At 72.4% G+C, this 17,283-nt stretch carries 12 protein-coding genes; 5 read left to right on the top strand and 7 right to left on the bottom strand.

The genetic code is table 11. The features are described 5' to 3' along the window. Positions 1 to 41: 41 nt before the first annotated feature. A complete protein-coding gene (locus ACFP2T_RS26595; protein ID WP_377426024.1) occupies positions 42 to 1,490 on the bottom strand; it encodes a DHA2 family efflux MFS transporter permease subunit in 1,449 nt (482 codons plus the stop codon). A 94-nt stretch (positions 1,491 to 1,584) separates the two neighbouring features. On the opposite strand from ACFP2T_RS26595, the gene ACFP2T_RS26590 reads away from it, so the two are divergent. Then, positions 1,585 to 2,184 carry a TetR/AcrR family transcriptional regulator gene (locus ACFP2T_RS26590; RefSeq protein WP_377426021.1) on the top strand — a complete coding sequence of 200 codons (600 nt, stop codon included), beginning with the start codon at positions 1,585 to 1,587 and terminating at the stop codon, positions 2,182 to 2,184. A gap of 88 nt (positions 2,185 to 2,272) precedes the next feature. Beyond that, complete coding sequence (locus tag ACFP2T_RS26585) at positions 2,273 to 3,019, top strand: SDR family NAD(P)-dependent oxidoreductase (RefSeq protein WP_377426019.1); 747 nt, start codon at positions 2,273 to 2,275, stop codon at positions 3,017 to 3,019. A gap of 134 nt (positions 3,020 to 3,153) precedes the next feature. On the opposite strand, the gene ACFP2T_RS26580 is transcribed toward ACFP2T_RS26585, so the two are convergent. Next, positions 3,154 to 3,954, bottom strand: a complete 801-nt coding sequence (locus tag ACFP2T_RS26580; RefSeq protein WP_377426016.1) for a hypothetical protein — start codon at positions 3,952 to 3,954, stop codon at positions 3,154 to 3,156. Positions 3,955 to 4,131: 177 nt separating this feature from the next. On the opposite strand from ACFP2T_RS26580, the gene ACFP2T_RS26575 reads away from it, so the two are divergent. Beyond that, positions 4,132 to 5,937, top strand: a complete 1,806-nt coding sequence (locus tag ACFP2T_RS26575; RefSeq protein ID WP_377426014.1) for a BTAD domain-containing putative transcriptional regulator — start codon at positions 4,132 to 4,134, stop codon at positions 5,935 to 5,937. Positions 5,938 to 6,017: 80 nt separating this feature from the next. On the opposite strand, the gene ACFP2T_RS26570 is transcribed toward ACFP2T_RS26575, so the two are convergent. Then, on the bottom strand, positions 6,018 to 8,708 hold the full coding sequence (locus tag ACFP2T_RS26570) for a type 1 periplasmic-binding domain-containing protein (RefSeq protein ID WP_377426011.1): 2,691 nt from the start codon (positions 8,706 to 8,708) through the stop codon (positions 6,018 to 6,020). Between the two features lie 298 nt (positions 8,709 to 9,006). On the opposite strand from ACFP2T_RS26570, the gene ACFP2T_RS26565 reads away from it, so the two are divergent. After that, on the top strand, positions 9,007 to 11,175 hold the full coding sequence (locus ACFP2T_RS26565; protein ID WP_377426009.1) for a RecQ family ATP-dependent DNA helicase: 2,169 nt from the start codon (positions 9,007 to 9,009) through the stop codon (positions 11,173 to 11,175). 9 nt (positions 11,176 to 11,184) lie between these two features. Here the strand turns inward: ACFP2T_RS26565 and ACFP2T_RS26560 are convergent, their stop codons facing one another. After that, positions 11,185 to 12,153, bottom strand: coding sequence for a C40 family peptidase (locus ACFP2T_RS26560; RefSeq protein ID WP_377426006.1), 969 nt, complete (start codon positions 12,151 to 12,153; stop codon positions 11,185 to 11,187). Between the two features lie 144 nt (positions 12,154 to 12,297). On the opposite strand from ACFP2T_RS26560, the gene ACFP2T_RS26555 reads away from it, so the two are divergent. Further along, entirely contained in the window at positions 12,298 to 13,422 is a 1,125-nt protein-coding gene (locus ACFP2T_RS26555) for a hypothetical protein (RefSeq protein ID WP_377426003.1), read from the top strand. Between the two features lie 71 nt (positions 13,423 to 13,493). On the opposite strand, the gene ACFP2T_RS26550 is transcribed toward ACFP2T_RS26555, so the two are convergent. The 3 genes from ACFP2T_RS26550 to ACFP2T_RS26540 all read right to left on the bottom strand — a co-directional run bounded on the left by ACFP2T_RS26550 (position 13,494) and on the right by ACFP2T_RS26540 (position 17,114). Next, on the bottom strand, positions 13,494 to 13,916 hold the full coding sequence (locus ACFP2T_RS26550) for a helix-turn-helix domain-containing protein (RefSeq protein ID WP_377426245.1): 423 nt from the start codon (positions 13,914 to 13,916) through the stop codon (positions 13,494 to 13,496). Positions 13,917 to 14,115: 199 nt separating this feature from the next. Continuing rightward, entirely contained in the window at positions 14,116 to 15,273 is a 1,158-nt protein-coding gene (locus tag ACFP2T_RS26545) for a class I SAM-dependent methyltransferase (protein WP_377426001.1), read from the bottom strand. A gap of 134 nt (positions 15,274 to 15,407) precedes the next feature. Next, positions 15,408 to 17,114, bottom strand: coding sequence for a DEAD/DEAH box helicase (locus ACFP2T_RS26540; RefSeq protein ID WP_377425999.1), 1,707 nt, complete (start codon positions 17,112 to 17,114; stop codon positions 15,408 to 15,410). Positions 17,115 to 17,283: the final 169 nt, after the last annotated feature.

The raw sequence follows: 17,283 nt of genomic DNA, 5'->3' as shown, positions 1-17,283 counted from the left end.
ATCGTCTGGGCGTCAGAGCGTCGACCATCGTCGCTCTCCACTCAGCGTCGGGTCACGTTGTCGATCGGCGAGGTGGTGCGGGGCAGCCAGAGGGCGAGTACGGCGCCGAGGGCGACCACGGCCGCGCCCACCGCGACCGCCGGCATCAGGCCGTCCACGAACGACGCGCCGGTGGCGTACCCGCCGTTGGCGGCGAAGACCGAGGCGAGTACGGCGACTCCGACGGCCACGCCGAGTTCCCGGATCGAGTTGTTGGTGCCGGAGGCGACACCACGGGCGGGTGCCGGAACGCTGGCCATGGTCGCGGTGCTGATCGGGGCGAAGGTCAGCCCCATCCCGATGCCGGCCAGCGCCAGCGGTACGGCCAGCACGCCGTAGGCGACGTCGGCCGTACTGACCAGGGCGAGCCAGCCGAGGGCGACGGCCAGCGTCCCCTGACCGGCGACGATCAGGTTGCGGACGCCGAGCCTGCCCACCAGGAGTCCGGCCAGTGGGGCGACCACCATCGGCGCCATGGTCCACGGCATCGTGCGTACTCCGGCCTCCAGCGGGCTCAGGCCCTGTGCCACCTGGAAGAACTGGGCGAGCAGGAACACCGAGCCGAAGACGCCGAGGGAGAAGGTGAACGCCACCGCGTTGACGAGGCTGAAGGTGCGGGAACGGAAGAGCCGCAGCGGCAGCATCGGGGCCGGGGCGTGCCGCTCCCACCAGAGGAAGCCGCAGACCAGCGCGGTGCCGGCGGCCAGCGCCGCCACCACCCCGGTCGAGGTCCAGCCGTGCTCCTCGCCGTGCACGACACCCCAGACCAGGGCCAGCACGCCGGCCGTGGAGAGTGCCAGACCGATCGGGTCCAGCCGGGACGACGGGCCACGTGACTCGCGCAGGGTGATCGCGGCCAGCCCGATCGCGAGCAGTCCGATCGGTACGTTCAACCAGAAGATCCAGGTCCAGTCCAGCCCCTCGACCACCGCTCCCCCGACCAGGGGGCCGACCGCGACGCCGAGGCCGCTGATTCCGCCCCAGATTCCGATGGCGGCGTTGCGCAACCGCTCGGGGACGGCGGCGGCGAGCAGGGTGAGCGACAGCGGCATCACGGCCGCCCCGGCGGCTCCCTGGACCGCCCGGGCCGCGGTGAGCATCCACGGTTCGGTGGCCAGTGCGCAGGCGGCGGAGGCCAGCGTGAACAGCGCGATGCCGGCGAGGAAGAGCCGGCGACGGCCGATCCGGTCGCCGAGTGCGGCGGCGGTGAGCAGCAACGCGGCAAAGGGCAGCGTGTACGCGTTGACGAACCATTGCAGGTCGGTCAGGGAGGCGTCGAGTTCCGTCCTGACCACCGGAAGCGCCGTCGTGACCACGAGATTGTCCAGGGTGACCATGAACATCGGTACGCCGACGGCGGCGAGCACGGCGGCCAGCGGCCGACCGTCGGGCCGGTCGGGTGGGCCGGGAGAGGGCGGGGCGGCGCTATCGGCGACAGCGGCACTGGGCATGGGGAACTCCTTGTTGTTATCGGATGATAACTAGGCTCCCTTGAAAGTAGCTATCGACTGATAACATGTCAACGTCCCCACCGAAGGAGCACCGATGACCAGGACCCGGCTGACCGCCAGCGAGCGCGGTGAACAACTGGTGGCCGCGGCGGTCACGGCGTTCGCCACCGCCGGCTACGCCGGAACCAGCACCGACGACGTGGCCCGGCTGGCCGGCGTCTCGCAGCCGTACGTGATCCGGTTGTTCGGCTCCAAGCAACGCCTGTTCATCGCCACGGTCGAGCACGCCGCCGGCCGGATCGAGCAGGTGTTCCGGCGTGCGGCCGACCTTCAGGCGGACCTGGCGAGCCTGGGCACCGCCTTCGACGAGTTACTGGCCGAGCGGGACCTGCTCGCCGTGCTGCTGCACGGGTACGCGGCCAGCTCCGACCCGGCGATCGGCTCCGCCGTACGCGCCTGCTACGGCCGGATCTACCAGTTGATCCGGGACCTGACCGGCGCGACCGTCGAGGAGACCCGCGAGTTTCTGGCCACCGGGATGCTGCTCACCGTGCTGGCGTCGATCCGCGTCATCGGGCCGGATGCGGTGACCCCGGAACCGTGGATGTCGGAGATCGCCGAGACGATCTACAAACCGGAACCCGAGCCCGAGGGCGGCGAGGCCGCCGACGCTGAGCAGCGACCCGGCGGGTAGCGGTGGGTGGCGGTCGGGCCCGACGGGCCGACCGGCACAATCCCTACCGGCCTGGAAAGTGCGAGAACAGTTCGGCGGGGAGATGGACATGACGCGACGACTGGCGGTAGTCAGCGGGGGCGCCACCGGGATCGGTGCGGCGATCGCCGAGGGACTGGCCGAGGACGGGTACGACATCCTCGTCGTCGGCCGGCGGGCCGAGCTGCTCCGCGAGGCGGCCGGTCGGATCGGGGCCGGCTGCGGTCGACCGGAGGCGATCGAGGCGGTGCCGGCGGATCTGACCGATCCGGCGCAGGTCGTACGGGTCGCCGAGGCGGTGGGCGACCGCGCCGTCGACGTCGTGGTGAACAACGCCGGGGGATACCTCGGCGGCGATTCGTCCACCCTGGACGGTGTTGCCGCGCAGTGGCGGGCGAACCTCGACAGCAACGTGCTCACCGCCGTACTCCTGACCGAGGCGCTCCGGCCGGCATTGCGGCGCCCGGGTGGGCGGGTGATCCTGCTGAGTTCGATCGCCGCGCAGCGGGGTGGCGGTGGCCCGTACTCGGCGGCGAAGGCGGCGCTGCACGGCTGGGCGTACCACCTGGCGCAGGAACTCGGGCCGGACCAGGTCACGGTCAACGTGGTGAGCCCCGGCTACGTCGTCGACACCGAGTTCTTCGGTGCCCGGATGACGCCGGAGGGACATCAGCGACGGGTCGACGCGACCCTGGTGGGCCGGGCCGGCGAGCCCGCCGAGATCGCGGCGGCGATCAGATACCTGGCCAGCCCGGCGGCCGGGTACGTGACCGGACAGGTGCTCGGGGTGAACGGCGGGTCCGTGTTCGGCCGCTGAGCCGAGGGACCGCTGAGCCGAAGGAGCGCTGGGCCGAGGGCCGCCGAGCCGCTGGGTTCGACGGCCGCAGACGGCGTCGGGCCGGGTGAGGGCGCCCCCGTGTGGCCCCACCCGGCCCGACCGGCCCGCGAAGATCAGCCGTTGAGCAACTCGTACGCCAGGGCCGGCGCCTTCTGCGCCTGCGCGGCCGCCGGTGCGGTGACCTTCGGTGCCTTGCCGTAGTCCCGGTACTTCACGACGTAGCTGAATGCCTTGGCGGACCCGGCCGCCGGCACGTTGAGGGTGAGCGACGCCAGGTTCTTGTCGTCGCCGACGACGGCGGTGAACGGCACCTGCTTCGCCGCGTCCCCGAGCGCGGTCATCTGCTCCGCCTCGAGCACCTTCGCCGCCTCTCCTGAGGTGAGGTCGATGGTGCCGGAGTACTTCCCCGCCCCGTCGTCGTTGACCGTGGTGGCCGCCTCGATCAGCGGACCCGCGTTGCCCTGGTCGGCGCCCTCGTACTTCGGCATGCCGTCGGCGTCGGTGAACTTCGAAGGGTCGAGCTTCAACCACTTCTTCGGCAGCTTCGGCAGCCCGGTGAGGCCCTCGGTCTCGGTGAACGAGATCTTCGTCCAGGCATCGTCGCCGACGACCCGGAACGCGATGTGCGTGCTGAAGCCGTGCTCCGGATCTTTGATCGACGTCTTCATGTCCAGCGCTTTCGCGGCCGGATCCACCGAGCCGGAGATGTCGGCCGTCACGTCCTTGCCGGTGAACCGGAACGGCCCCTCCGAACCGTCCGGTACCGAGTCCAGCAGCGTCTGCTTGGCCGTGACCTCGGCCAGTCCCTCCTTGACCGTGCCGCAGCCGCCCAGCAAGACGGTCGCGCCGAGCAGCGCGGCCATCGGGCCGGTCATCCGCCGGGCCCACCGCGTCGTGCCGGTATCTCTTCTCATTGCTGTCCCTTCCAGGGGTGTTCACTGTTGCCGGGGGCAATGCTGCACAGCGCCACTGCCGCTTCGCTGACAGTCCTCTGCGGGCCCGGCAATAGCTCGCTGCCGTTATGCTGCCGTCGGACTGCCGTGCGCTGGTCCGAATGGATTTCCGGGGGTGAGGGGCGCATGGGGGGAACGGTGCGTTTCGAGATCCTCGGACCGCAGCGGGCCTGGCAGGACAGCCAGGAGTTGGATCTGGGTCCCGGCAAACAGCGGGCGGTACTGGCGGTCCTGTTGCTGCACGCGGGACGTCCGGTGCCGACGACGCGGATCGTCGACGCCGTCTGGGCCGAGGACCCACCCGCGAACGGACCCAACGTGGTGCAGAAGTACGTGGCCGGACTGCGCAGGGTTCTGGAGCCGGAGCGGTCTCCCCGCACGCCCGGTCAGGTACTGAGCCTGACGGACGCCGGCTACCTGCTGCGGGTCGGTACCGACGATCTCGACCTCCTGCGCTTCGAACAGCGGACCCGACGGGCCCAGGTCGCCCGGGCGGAGGGAAGGTCGTCCGAGGCGGTGGGTGAACTACGGACCGCGCTCGATCTCTGGCGGGGCGATCCGTTCGAGGGGCTGGTCGGATCGTTCTTCGACTCGGCCCGGCACCGGCTCGTCGACATGCGGACCGCCGCCCTGGAGACCTGGGCCGAGTTGGAACTGCAACTCGGACGCCATCAGGAGGTGGTCGGGGAACTGGGCCGGCTGGTGGCACAGTTCCCGGTCCGGGAGCGGCTGCGCTATCTGTTCATCCTGGCGCTCTATCGCGCCGGTCGGCAGGCGGAGGCACTCACCTCGTTTCGGGAGATCCGGTCGTTGCTCCGGGACGACCACGGCCTAGAGCCCGGTGAGCAGCTCCAGGAACTGCACCGCCGCATTCTGCGGTCCGATCCGATGCTGACACTCGCGGAGCAGCTCGCGCCGGAACCGGCGGTCGTCGTGCCGGTTCCGGAGGTCACCGTGCCGGTTCCGGCGGTCACCGTGCCGGTTCCGGAGGTGGTTGTGCCGGGCCCGGGTGCCGTCGCGGCGGAGGCGGGGGGCGTCGCCGCGCCAGCGCCGGCCGTACCGATGGCGGTGCCGGCCGAGGCGCCCGCAGCGCCGACATCCGGCTGGCCCGGGACACCGGTGGACGACAGGGCAGGCACCGTTCCGCCCTTCGGCGGCGGGCCGCCGTTCCCGCTTCCGCCCCTCAGCACGGCCCACCGGCAGCGCCGCGCCTGGCCACTCTGGGTGAGCCACCTCGGCACCGTGCTCGCGGTGTTGACCGTCGTTCTCAGCGTCGGCACCTTCACCTGGCTGGTCATGTTCAGCTACGCGGTACGGCGCCGCAGTTGGCTGCTCGCGGCGACCGGGGCCGGCTATCTGGCGGTGGCGGTCGTCTTCTGCGTCGCGCTGGGCAGCATGGACCCGGATCCCGAGGTGTTGCCGACCGACGCCGAGACGGCCGCGATCTTCGCCGGGCTCCTGCTGGCCTGGTTGGGCGGTGCGGTGCACGTGGTCCTGATCAACCGGGCTGTACGGGGGGTGCTGAACGGGCGCGCGGTCGGGCCCGCCCCGCGGGTCGACGCCGAGCGGCGGGTACGGCGGGAGCAGGCCAGGTACCTGCTCTACCACTACCCGACCGCGCGGACGGAACTCCGGATCGGCCGACCGGATCTGCCGAACGGCTTCGACGACGGTGGACTGGTCGACATCAACTCGGTCGGCGAGCAGGTGATCGTCGGGTTGCCCGGACTCTCCGCGGAGCAGGGCCGACAGATCGTGCTGGATCGCTGGCTGCGCGGCCCGTACTCCTCGCTGGAGGAACTGGTCGCCCGGTGCCTGCTGCCGATGGACGTGGCGGACCTCCTCCGGGACATCCTGCTCTTCCTGCCGCCGTCCGGCCCCGCGCCGTCATTCGGGCAGCCGGCCCCGCCGGCCTTCCCGGCCGGGCCGACCGGCCCCGGCTGACGAATACCTCGGCTGACGAACACCTCGGCTGACGAACACCTCGGCTGACGAATACCTCGGCTGACGAATGCCTCGGCAGGTCACGCCGGCCGGCAGCGCCGGTCGGCCTCGTCGGCGGCCGTACCGCAGTGGAACACCTCGACCGGCTCGGTGTCGACGTCGGTCACCTGGGCCACCCGGACCAGCGAGATTCGCTTGGCCACCGGTTCGCCGGAGTCGGGTGCGAACCGGATCAGGCCGCTGACCCCGGGATAGCCGTTCTCCGCGTTCTGCCGCAGTACCTCGGTGTGTACGCCGACCGGGTTGACCGACCGAGGATTCCACGCCTCCCGTGGACTGGCGTGCCGCAGCCGGGCGGCGAGGCTCTCGACCGCGCGGATCACCATCGTGGCGGCGTCGTAGGCGAGGCTCACCCGCTCGCCGACCGGAACGCTGCCGTCGCCGTCCCGGCACCGGGCCGGGTTGAGCAGGTCGTCGGCCTGGATCCAGGAGAGGAAGCTGCCGCGTACGTCGTCGCGTTGGTCTCGCGCGGTGCGCAGGGCGGCGCAGGTGGCCAGGGCGGCCTTCGACACGTACGTCACCGGGAGGTTGCCGGGTGCGCTCGCCCGAAGCCCCGGATTGGCCATGTACCGGTTGACCGAGTCGTCGCCGATCAGGTGGGCGGGGGGATTGGGTCCGCACTCCTTGAGCCCGCGGAGGAACCCGTCGAACTCGGACCATCGGCCGGCGAAGACCAACATGCCGGGGTAACCGCACTCCTGGGTCAGCCGCTGACCGATCCGCCACTCCTCGACCCGGGTGAGCCGGGTGCCGAAGCGCTGCCGCAGTCCGCTGACCAGCGTGCCGACGTACAGGTCCTCGTCCAGGGAACTGTCCTCCCCGGTGGTGTAGTAGACGTGTGCATCGTCGACCCGCAGCACCTGGCGGGCGTACTCGTCGATCAACGCGACCTGGTCCTGGTTCGGGGCGGAGATTTGCAGGTAGAGCTTGGAGTTCTGGTGCATGCCGTCCGCGGAGAGCGTCGGTGCGAGCGTGGGCAGCCCGATCCGGTTGAGTTCCCGCAGCGCGTGGGCGGTACTGGTCCGGCTGTCGACCAGGCCGACCACGCCGAGCACGGTCGGGTCGTCCCGGACCAGTTCTTCGAGCAACGCCACCGCCCGGCCGGCGTGCCGCATCTGATGGCCACCGTTGGCGACGACGACCCGGAGCAGCGCGGCGCCGTCGGCCCCGGCCGACTCCCGCAGCAGCGCGTACTGCGCGGTCGCCATGCCCTCCAGTTCCTCCCGTTCGGAGACGTACGACTCCTCGTCGGCTCGGGTCCGGTTACCGGTCAGGGTGCCGAGGTAGACGAGGGTGACCAGGGGCCGGCGCTGGGCGCTGCGCTGCCAGACCTGCTCGGCGGCGGCGTTCTGCTGGAAGATCCGCCGCTGGACGTCCCGGAGCAGGTCCTGACCCGGGTCGCGGTTGAAGACGTGCCCGGCCGTGTCGCTGTAGCCGACGCACTCGCCACCGATCAGCTCGACCGAGACCGCGCCGTCGAACGGCCGGGGATGACAGCTCAGGTCCCACCGGGCGTTCACCCACAACCCGGCCGCGACGACCAGCAGCAGGCACAGGGCGGTGGGCAGGAAGCGGCGGGTCCACCAGGGCGGGTTCGGCGGGGTGAAGTTGAGCAGCCCGCCCCTCGGCTCCGAACCGGCGCTCGGGTCGCCCAGCAGCAGCGCGATCAGCCACGCGGCGGGTCGACGCAGTCGCCGCGTCTCCGGCAGCACGTCGACCCACTCGTCGTACGCCTCCTCGGCGTCGACCAGCGAATACGGCTCGGGCAGTTCCGGCGGCGGTCCGGTGCCGGACGCGACCACCAGCAGCGGATCGTTGCGACCCGTCTCGTTGCGGACGTCGTTGACCAGGCGGACCAGGGTGTGGCCCGGCCCGGCCGGCGTCACGTCGTCCAGCAGCAGCACCGGGTACGCCGTCCGGCGCCAACTCGCGGGCCGCCAGACCCGGCGCCGGTACGCCTGCCGGAGGTCCTCCAGGAACGCGTGGACCAGCAGCTTGTTCACCTGGTCCGGCTGCTCGCCGTCCCGCCAGCCGGCGGTGAGCCGCTCGGCGAAGCCGAGGAAGGTCACCGACTGCCGGGGCGCGAGGTACTGCTGGCGCATGAACCACCGGTAGTGGGGTCCGAGCAGCGGTACCCGACCGGAGATCGCCACCCGGAAGACGACACTGGGAATCGCCCGACGAACCAGCCAGAACACGAACTGGTACGCGGTGGAGACCAGGTCGGGGTCGCCGTTTCCGCCACCGGCCGGGTCGCCGGACGGCCGTGGCCCGCGCCGGTCCCGAAGTTGTCGGGCCAGGGCCGGCCGTCGGTCCTCGCCCGCCTCGGCCGGGTCCGCGACGCTCTGGTGCAGCAGCCAGTCGGCGAGCGGGTAGTGCCGGAACCGCAGGCGTTCGCCACCGAACGCCTCCACCGAGAGTTGCCGGTGCATGTCCCGCAGCAGCGTGCCGATCTCCACGCCGGGCTGGGTCGCCAGGTCGAGTGCCGCGTGCGGGATCCGGCGTCGCTGGCCCCGTCCCAACACCCGGCGTAGCAGGGTGATCAGATTCGGGGCACCGTCCGCCCGGACCAGCCAGATCAGCGGTAGCCGGCGGTCTCCCCGCCGGGGTCGACGCAGCAGTCGGGCCAGCAGCCCGAGGAATTCCGACCCGCCGGACGGCAGCCGCTCCCGACCCGAGGTCGGCTGGTTCTGCGCCGCCAGTCCCCTCATGCGCACCTCCGCCGGTCGCTGTGCGTCGCACAAGATGACCACAGTGTCGTGGGCATGGACAAGGGAGAGGGCGCGGCGCGGACGCAGCAGGAGACCCGGCGGGGGACGGCACCGGGGCACGGCGGACGCGGTACCGGCCGGAGTCGGCACCGGTACCGGCCGGAGTCGGCACCGCCGATGCTCGTCGCCTGCTCGGGTAGGTCGGTGGCCGCTGGTAGAAATGCCGGGGGTGGATGATGAGCCGACGATCGGCGCCGGCCGGGCGATAGATCATGATCAAGGCGGAGGCGGGTACCGGATGGCGGACGGGGATCGGGCACTGGTGCGGGAGCGGGCCGAGGCGGTGCTGCGCCGGTTGGCCGGCGAGCACGCCCGGCTCCGGGACGACCAGTGGCGGGCCATCGAGGCGCTGGTGGTCGACCAGCGCCGGGTGCTCTGCGTACAGCGCACGGGGTGGGGGAAGTCGGCGGTCTACTTCGTCGCGACCGCGCTGTTGCGGGAGGCCCCGAGCCGCGCCGCCGGGCAGGTGGCGGGTGCCGGACGGGCTGCGGTCGCGGGTCCGACGGTCATCGTCTCGCCGTTGCTCGCGTTGATGCGCAACCAGGTCGAGGCGGCTGCCCGGGCCGGCATCCGGGCCCGCACCATCAACTCCGCGAACTCCGACGAGTGGGACGAGATCGCCGGGGAGATCGAGACCGGGGCGGTCGACGTACTGCTGATCAGTCCGGAGCGGCTCAATAACCCGGACTTCCGGGACGGGGTGCTGCCCCGGCTGGCGGCCACCACCGGCCTGCTGGTGGTGGACGAGGCGCACTGCGTCTCCGACTGGGGACACGACTTCCGTCCCGACTACCGCCGGCTGCGTACCTTCCTGGCCGGGTTGCCGGCCGGGACGCCGGTGCTGGCCACGACCGCCACCGCCAACAGTCGGGTCACCGACGACGTGGCAGAGCAGCTCGGTGACGCGTTGGTGCTGCGTGGGCCGCTGGAGCGGGAGTCGCTGCGGCTGGCCGTACTCGACCTACCGAGCCCCGTGTACCGGCTCGGCTGGCTCGCCGACCACCTCGACCGGCTTCCCGGATCCGGGATCATCTACACCCTGACCGTCGCCGCAGCCGCCGAGACCGCCGAGTTCCTGCGGGCGCGCGGCTACGCGGTCGCGTCGTACACCGGTCAGGCCGACGACGCCGACCGCCGCGCGGCCGAGCAGGACCTGCTGGACAACAAGCTGAAGGCCCTGGTGGCAACGTCGGCGCTGGGCATGGGGTTCGACAAGCCCGACCTGGGATTCGTGGTGCACCTGGGCGCACCGCCGTCGCCGATCGCCTACTACCAGCAGGTCGGGCGGGCCGGGCGGGCCGTCGGCGAGGCCGAGGTACTGCTGCTGCCCGGCCAGGAGGACCAGGCGATCTGGCGGTACTTCGCCTCGCTGGCCTTCCCGCCGGAGGAGCAGGTGCGGGCGGTGCTCGGCGCGCTGCGTCCGGACCGTCCGCTCTCCACCCCGGCCCTCGAACCGATCGTCGACCTGCGCCGGGCCCGGCTGGAGCTGATGCTCAAGGTGCTCGACGTCGACGGCGCGGTGCGCCGGGTCCGAGGCGGCTGGCTGGCCACGGGCGAGCCGTGGCACTACGACGCGGCCCGGTTGCGCCGGGTGGCGGAGGCGCGCACCGCCGAGCAGCAGGCCATGCGGGAGTACGCCACGACCGACGGCTGCCGGATGGAATTCCTCCGGCGCTGCCTGGACGATCCGGCGGCCACCCCCTGCGGGCGCTGCGACCGCTGCGACGGGCCACGGTTCGGAACCGAGGTGTCGGCGCCCGCACTCGCGGCGGCGCAGGCGTTCCTCGGCCGCCCCGGAGTGGAGATCACCCCGAAGAAGCTCTGGCCGACCGGGCTGGAGGCGATCGGCGTACCGCTGCGCGGCAAGATCGGTCCCGGTGAGCAGGCGTATCCCGGGCGGGCCGTCGGACGGCTGTCCGATCTCGGTTGGGGTGGGCGGCTGCGCGCCCTGACCGGCCCGGACGCGTCGGACGCGGCCCTGCCGGACGACGTGGCGGCCGCCGTGATCGAGGTGCTGAAGGCCTGGGCGCACGGCGACGATCCCTGGCCGGACCGGCCGGTCGGGGTGGTGGCCGTCGGCTCGCGCCGTCGCGCCCGGCTGGTGCGCGGGCTGGCCGGACGGATCGCCGAGGTCGGCCGGCTGCCGCTGCTCGGCGAGGTGGCCGCCCGGACCGGGGAGCCGGCCGGCCCGGGTCCGCGGGGCAACAGCGCCCAGCGGGTACGCGCACTGCACGGCGCCTTCGAGGTGCCGGAGCCGCTGGCGGAGGCCCTCGCCGGGCTGACCGGTCCGGTGCTGCTGGTCGACGATCTGGTCGACTCGGGCTGGACCATGACGATGGTCGCCCGGCTGCTGCGCCAGGCGGGCGCACCCGGCGTACTGCCGCTGGCGCTCGCGGTGGCGGGCTGAGCAGGCAGGTCAGCCGGGTCGGCCGTAGCCACGGATCGGTTGGTAGTCGACCCGGTCGATCCGGATCCTCGCGCCGGTGCGGGGAGCGTGGATGATCTTGCCCTCGCCGATGTAGATCGCGACATGGTGCAGGTCGCGGTAGTAGAAGACCAGGTCCCCCGCCTGCCGCGCGGCCCGGCTGACCTGGGGTACGGCTCTCCACTGCCGGGCCGCGTTGTGCGGCAGCCGTACGCCGGCAGCCGCCCACGCGGCCGAGGTCAGGCCGGAGCAGTCGTACCCGTCGGGGCCGGATCCGCCCCACCGGTACCGCTTGCCGAGCTGGGCGTACGCGAACCGCACCGCCTTTCCGGCGGCTCCGGTGACCGGCTCGGGCAGCCGGGGTGTGGCCTCGGTCGGCAGGCCCGCCGAGGGATCGGGCAGGTGGGACAGCCGGGCCAGCTCGGTCTCGATGGCGAGCTTCCGGGCGGCGAGCTGCCGCTCCTGGCCACGTTGGCGGACGGCCAGCGCCTCGGCGGTACGCCGGGCCGCCGCCAGCCGCGCGTGGGACTCGGCCAACCGCGAGATGACCCGGTGCTGCTCCCGGCTGAGCCGGTCGAGCAGGATCAGCGGGTCCACCAGGTTGTCCGGTGTCGCGGCGCTGAGCAGCGTACCCACGACACCCAGCGAGCGGGCGTCACCGGTCCGGTAGGCGTGCGCCGCCAACAGGCTGGCCTCGGCCCGGTGCGCCTCGATCGAGCGCTCCAGCGGCCCCATCTCGGCGTGGATCGCCGCGCTGCTCGCCCGGGTTTCGCGTAGCTCCTCGCGCAGGTCGTTGTACTGCTCGACGACGATCTCCAACTGCTCCGCCATGGCGTCGAGCTGCTGTTCGATCGGATCGGCGACCGGAGCTGCCCGGCCCGGAGTCGGGGTGAGGGCCAACGCCACGGTCATCCCGGCGGCGAGGGCAGCGGCGCGACGTGGCAATGCGATGGTCGGCACGACCCTTCAACGATCGACGCCCGGCCCAGGCCACGCCTTGCCGAGAGAATCTGTCCAGACGCGTACCGTAATCGGAACCGTCGGTTGGATACGGTCGGTGACCGGAAGTGCGCCGCGACATGACCGGGGGGTAACCTGCCCGGCGTGACCCAGGAGCAGCCAGCGGAAGCCGCGACGAGCCGGACGGACGCGGCGGCGGCCGGTAGCCGGGCGGAGCGGGCGGTGCCGAACTCCGCACGGACCCGGCAACGGCCGGCCGCCGGCAAGCCGGGCACGGGCGGCTCCGGTGCTGCCGACGGGGCGGACGGCTCCGGTGTTGCCGACACATCGGCGGCGGACGTGTCCGCCGTGCCGGACCGGGGCACCATCCGACTCGCGCTCACCCTGGGCGGCCTGGTCCTGGCCCTGCTCGCCGGCTTCGGCCTCGGCCGGCTGGACACCGGGAGCACTGCCGCACGGGTCACCGGCCCGCTGCCGAGCAGTACCGACGACGGACACAGTCATCCGCCGGGGATGGGCCCGCACGAGCACCCGACCGGTGCCGCCAGCCCGGGACCCGGCGGCGACCCGGGCGGCCTGGCGGTGAGCGCCGCCGGGTACACACTGGTTCCCACGGGTACCTCCCTGACCGCCGGCCGCCGCCAGGACTTCCGGTTCCAGGTGCGTGGGGCGGATCGGCGCGCGGTCACCGGGTTCGCCGTCGTGCACGAGAAGCCGCTGCACATGATCGTGGTCCGTCGGGACCTCACCGGCTACCAGCACCTGCACCCGACGATGGCGCCGGACGGGACCTGGAGCGTGCCGCTCACCCTGCCGACCCCGGGCGCCTGGCGGGCGTACGCCGACTTCACCGTGCTGGACGGCGCGGCGGGGCAGGTTCCGGTGACGCTCGGCGTCGACCTGGTGGCCGCCGGCGCGTACGCTCCGCAGCCGCTTCCCCCGGCGGCCCGGGAGGCCACGGTCGACGGGTTCACCGTCACCTACGAGGGCACACCGCAGGTCGGTGCCACCCAGCCGCTGCTGTTCCGGGTCTTCTCCGGCGGCAACCCCGTCTCCGCACTGGAGCCCTACCTCGGCGCGTACGGGCACCTGGTGGCGCTGCGGGAGGGCGACCTGGGCTACGTGCACGTCCACCCGGAGACCGAGCTGGCGGGCGGGGCGGTGAAGTTCTGGCTGGCCGCGCCGAGTCCCGGCCGCTATCGGCTGTACTTCGACTTCCAGGTTGCCGGTGCGGTACACACCGCCGAGTTCACCCTGACCGTCGCCTGACCCGTCGCCTGACCCGTCGTCTGACCCGTCGTCTGACCCGTCGTTCTGTCCGGCTCGCTGCCTGAGTGGGCCTATCCGGCTCGCCGGACCTGGCGATGGGCCAGGTAGCGCAGCATGTCGCGGATCAGCTTCTTCTCCTCGGGCGCCACGGCGGGATCGGTGAGCCGGGTCATGATCACCCTCAGGTCGGCATCCACCGGCGGCTCGACGCGGTCCTTCCGGGCGAGGCTGGTCGGCTCGCCGTCGGGCAGCCCGAGCGCCCGGAACGCCGCACCGACCGGTACGTCGAGGGCGGAGCAGAACCCGCGTACCTTGGCCAGCTCCGGATAGTCCTGCCAGTCGCCGGCCAGCCAGCGGAAGACGGTCGAGCGGCCGACCCCGGTCTGGGCGGCCACGTCGCTGACCGTCCAGCCGTGCTCGCTCTTGGCGTCGTCGATGGCACGCCGCACGAAGCGGGCGAACGCTGCCTGTGGCGAGTCTTGTGCAGCACCGATGCTCAGCGGAAATCCCTTTCGCCAGACCTCGGGTGGTCGTTTTGAGACTAGTCCGCGAGGGTGGTGGAGAAATCCGACTGACCGACCATCCCGCCGGTACCCTCGGCCAGATATCGCATCCGGTCACCGGCCGACCACGCCGTTATCGGCAGCCGCCCCATGGTCGTGGCGCCGGCCCCGGCTTCCGCCCGGGCCCGGACTACCCGGACCGGGCCTGTCGGTCGAGCAGGGTCTGGAGTCGGGGGGTGAGCTGCCATTCGCCGATCAGTGCGCGGTACTCGTCCCGTTGCTGGGCGGTCGGTTCGGCTCCGGTGTACCGGGCCCGCAGCAGCAGATTGCGCGGGGTGTGCTGGGAGTCGACGAATTCGACCACCTCGACCCGGTAGCCGTGCAGTCGCAGCAGCGCCGCCCGGAGGGCATCGGTGAGCACGTCGGCGAAGCGTTCCCGCAGGATGCCCTGCCGGACCAGCGGGTCGTACGGGCCCGGGGCCGGATGGGCCCGCAGTTGCGCGGCGAGGTCGTGGTGGCAGCACGGGGCGGCCAGCACCCACCGTGCCCGCCAGCCCACCGCCCGGGCCAGAGCCTCGTCGGTCGCGGTGTCACACGCGTGCAGGGCCAGGACGAGATCGGGTGCCGGTTCCACCGCCGCGTCCAGAATCGTGCCGGCCACGAACCGGACCTGGTCGGCGCAGCCGAGTTCACCGGCGAGCGCGGTGTTGCGCTGGCGCTGGTCCTCGCGTACGTCCACGCCGACCAGTTCGACGTCGAGGCCCCGACCGGCCAGATAGCGGTACGCGGCGAAGGTCAGGTACGCGTTCCCGCAGCCGAGGTCGACTACCCGCAACGGGCCGGTCAGGTCGTCGGGCAGGGTCGCAGCCAGGGCGCGCAGGAACGCGTCGACCTGACGTCGCTTGGCGGCGCTGCCGCCGATCGCCGCGAACAGCGGATCGCCGGGATCGAGGAGGTGCTCCTTGGCGCGGTCGTGCGAGCCGGTCGGATCCGTTCCGCGCTGTGCGGCGGCCCGGTGCACCTGTGCCTCGCCCCGCTTAGTCACCCGGAGTTGCAGGGTCGCCGTCGCCGTCTCGACGTGCCAGTTGCCGAACGGTTCGGCCAGCAGCGCGTCCACGGCGGCGTCCGCCTCGGGCCCGGGTTCGACGTTCCGGGTGTACGGGCGGGCACCGTCGTCGGTGACGATCTGCAACCGGGAGCCCGACTTGAGGGCCACCGGGCGGAGTTCGGCGCGTACCACCGTGGGCGGTTCCCCCCGTCGTCGCCCGGCGGCGACGGCGCGGGTCAGTCCAGGGTCGAGCAGCAGCGCCCGTACTTCGGCGAGCGCCACGTCGAGATGCTGGGGCATTTTTCCATTCTCCGCCGGTCTTCCCCGGCCTGGTCGCCGGTCGCCGGCGTCAGCGGAGGTGTCCGGTGCCGGGCGTTTCCGGCAGGTACCGGTGGCCGGGGCGGAACCCGACCACCTCACTCGGCGTGCTGTTCTCAGTTGTCGGTCGACTGCTCGCCGGCGGTACCGGATCCCCGCCGCCGACGTCGCCGCCGACGCGGCTTGCCGGCCGCATCGCCGTCGACCACTGTCGGCGCGCCGCCAGCGGTGCCGTCGGTGGTCTCGGTTGCCAGGCCGACCCCGGCCTCCACGGTCTCCGGCGTTCCGGCCGTTCCCGCCGTCTCGGCGACGACCTCGCCGGCACGACGCCGGCGGCGTTGCCGCCGTCGTGGTTCGTCCGAACCGGTGACCTCGGCTTCCGGTCCGACCGGCTCGGCCGGGCTGGTGCTCCGGCTACTGCCACCACGCCGGTCGCGGGAACGTCCCGCACCCTCGCCGCGACCCGGGCCCGGGCCGCGACGACCGGCCGTACCCCGGGACCGGCCACCGCCGAGGTCCTCCTCGACCTCGGCGGAGAGCCCGGCCCGGGTCCGCTCGGCGGACGGCAGCGTGCCGGCGACGTCGGTCGGGATGTCGAGGTCCGTGTAGAGATGGGCCGAGGTGTGGTACGTCTCCTGCGGTTCCGGCATCTCCAGCCCGAGGGTCTTGTCGATGATCCGCCAACGGGGCATGTCGTCCCAGTCGACGAAGGTCACCGCGACACCCGTCGCGCCGGCCCGACCGGTACGGCCGATCCGGTGCGTGTAGGTGTCCTGGTCCTCGGGACAGTCGTAGTTGATGACGTGGGTGACGCCGGTGACGTCGAGCCCGCGCGCCGCCACGTCGGTGGCGACCAGTACGTCGATCTTTCCGGCCCGGAACGCCCGCAGCGCCCGCTCCCGGGCACCCTGACCCAGGTCGCCGTGTACGGCCGCGACCGCGAACCCGCGGAAGTCGAGGTCCTCGGCGACCCGGTCGGCGGCCCGCTTGGTACGGGTGAAGATCATGGTCAGGCCACGTCCCCGGGCCTGCATGATCCGGGCGACGATCTCGATCTTGTTCATCGAGTGGGTGCGGTAGACCAACTGCTCGGTCTGCGGCGACGGTCCGGTCTCGGCGGTGTGGCCGGCGTGGATGGTCACCGGCTGGCGGAGGAAACGCCGGGACAGCGCGACGATGGGATCCGGCATGGTGGCCGAGAAGAGCATCGTCTGCCGGTCCTCCGGCAGCATCGCCAGGATCTTCTCGACGTCGTCGAGGAAGCCCAGGTCGAGCATCCGGTCCGCCTCGTCGAGGACCAGTGCGTGCACCCGGTCCAGTCGCAGATGCTTCTGCTTGGCCAGGTCCAGCAACCGGCCGGGCGTACCGACCAGGATCTCGATGCCCTTGCGGAGCGCGTCGACCTGCGGCTCGTACGCCACACCGCCGTAGATCGGCAGTACCCGTACGCCCCGGGTCTTGCCGGCCGCGGCGAGATCCTTCGCGACCTGCAGGCCCAGCTCACGGGTGGGTACGACGACCAGTGCCTGCGGCAGCCCGTCGCTGCCCTCGCCGGGCGCGAAGACCCGGTCCAGCAGTGGTACGCCGAAACCGAGGGTCTTGCCGGTGCCGGTGGGTGCCTGGCCGATCAGGTCCGTGCCGCGCAGCCCGATCGGCAGCGCGTACTCCTGGATGGCGAAGGCCCGGGTGATGCCGACCGCAGCGAGTGCGGCGACCGTTTCCTCACGTGCTCCGAGCTCCGCGAACGTGGGAGCCTCGGGGCGGACTGGTGCGTCGGCGGCCAGCGCCTCGCCGGCCATGACGTCTTCGATGTGATCGCTCATGTGGTTGTGGGGGTGCCCTCTCGTGGTGCGCCCCGTTCGTCCGAAGGGCGCGATGTCGGTATGGCGCGGGCCACACGGTTGACGGCTGAACCGCCGAGAAAGACCGGGCCGCACGCGCGCCGCGGAGCAGAATTTTGCGGGGACCGACAGGACCCTTGGATCTCTGCCG

Source organism: Plantactinospora solaniradicis, from assembly GCF_042658085.1.
In the GTDB taxonomy this organism is placed as follows: Bacteria; Actinomycetota; Actinomycetes; order Mycobacteriales; family Micromonosporaceae; genus Plantactinospora; species Plantactinospora solaniradicis.
Note: the sequence above shows the minus strand (reverse complement) of the source record. Positions and strands in the feature narration are given on the sequence as shown.

Coding starts and splice junctions, on each gene's coding strand:
- ACFP2T_RS26565 (WP_377426009.1), top strand. CDS start 9,007: ATGGCGGACGGGGATCGGGCACTGGTGCGGGAGCGGGCCGAGGCGGTG.
- ACFP2T_RS26590 (WP_377426021.1), top strand. CDS start 1,585: ATGACCAGGACCCGGCTGACCGCCAGCGAGCGCGGTGAACAACTGGTG.
- ACFP2T_RS26570 (WP_377426011.1), bottom strand. CDS start 8,708: ATGAGGGGACTGGCGGCGCAGAACCAGCCGACCTCGGGTCGGGAGCGG.
- ACFP2T_RS26580 (WP_377426016.1), bottom strand. CDS start 3,954: ATGAGAAGAGATACCGGCACGACGCGGTGGGCCCGGCGGATGACCGGC.
- ACFP2T_RS26585 (WP_377426019.1), top strand. CDS start 2,273: ATGACGCGACGACTGGCGGTAGTCAGCGGGGGCGCCACCGGGATCGGT.
- ACFP2T_RS26540 (WP_377425999.1), bottom strand. CDS start 17,114: ATGAGCGATCACATCGAAGACGTCATGGCCGGCGAGGCGCTGGCCGCC.
- ACFP2T_RS26595 (WP_377426024.1), bottom strand. CDS start 1,490: ATGCCCAGTGCCGCTGTCGCCGATAGCGCCGCCCCGCCCTCTCCCGGC.
- ACFP2T_RS26545 (WP_377426001.1), bottom strand. CDS start 15,273: ATGCCCCAGCATCTCGACGTGGCGCTCGCCGAAGTACGGGCGCTGCTG.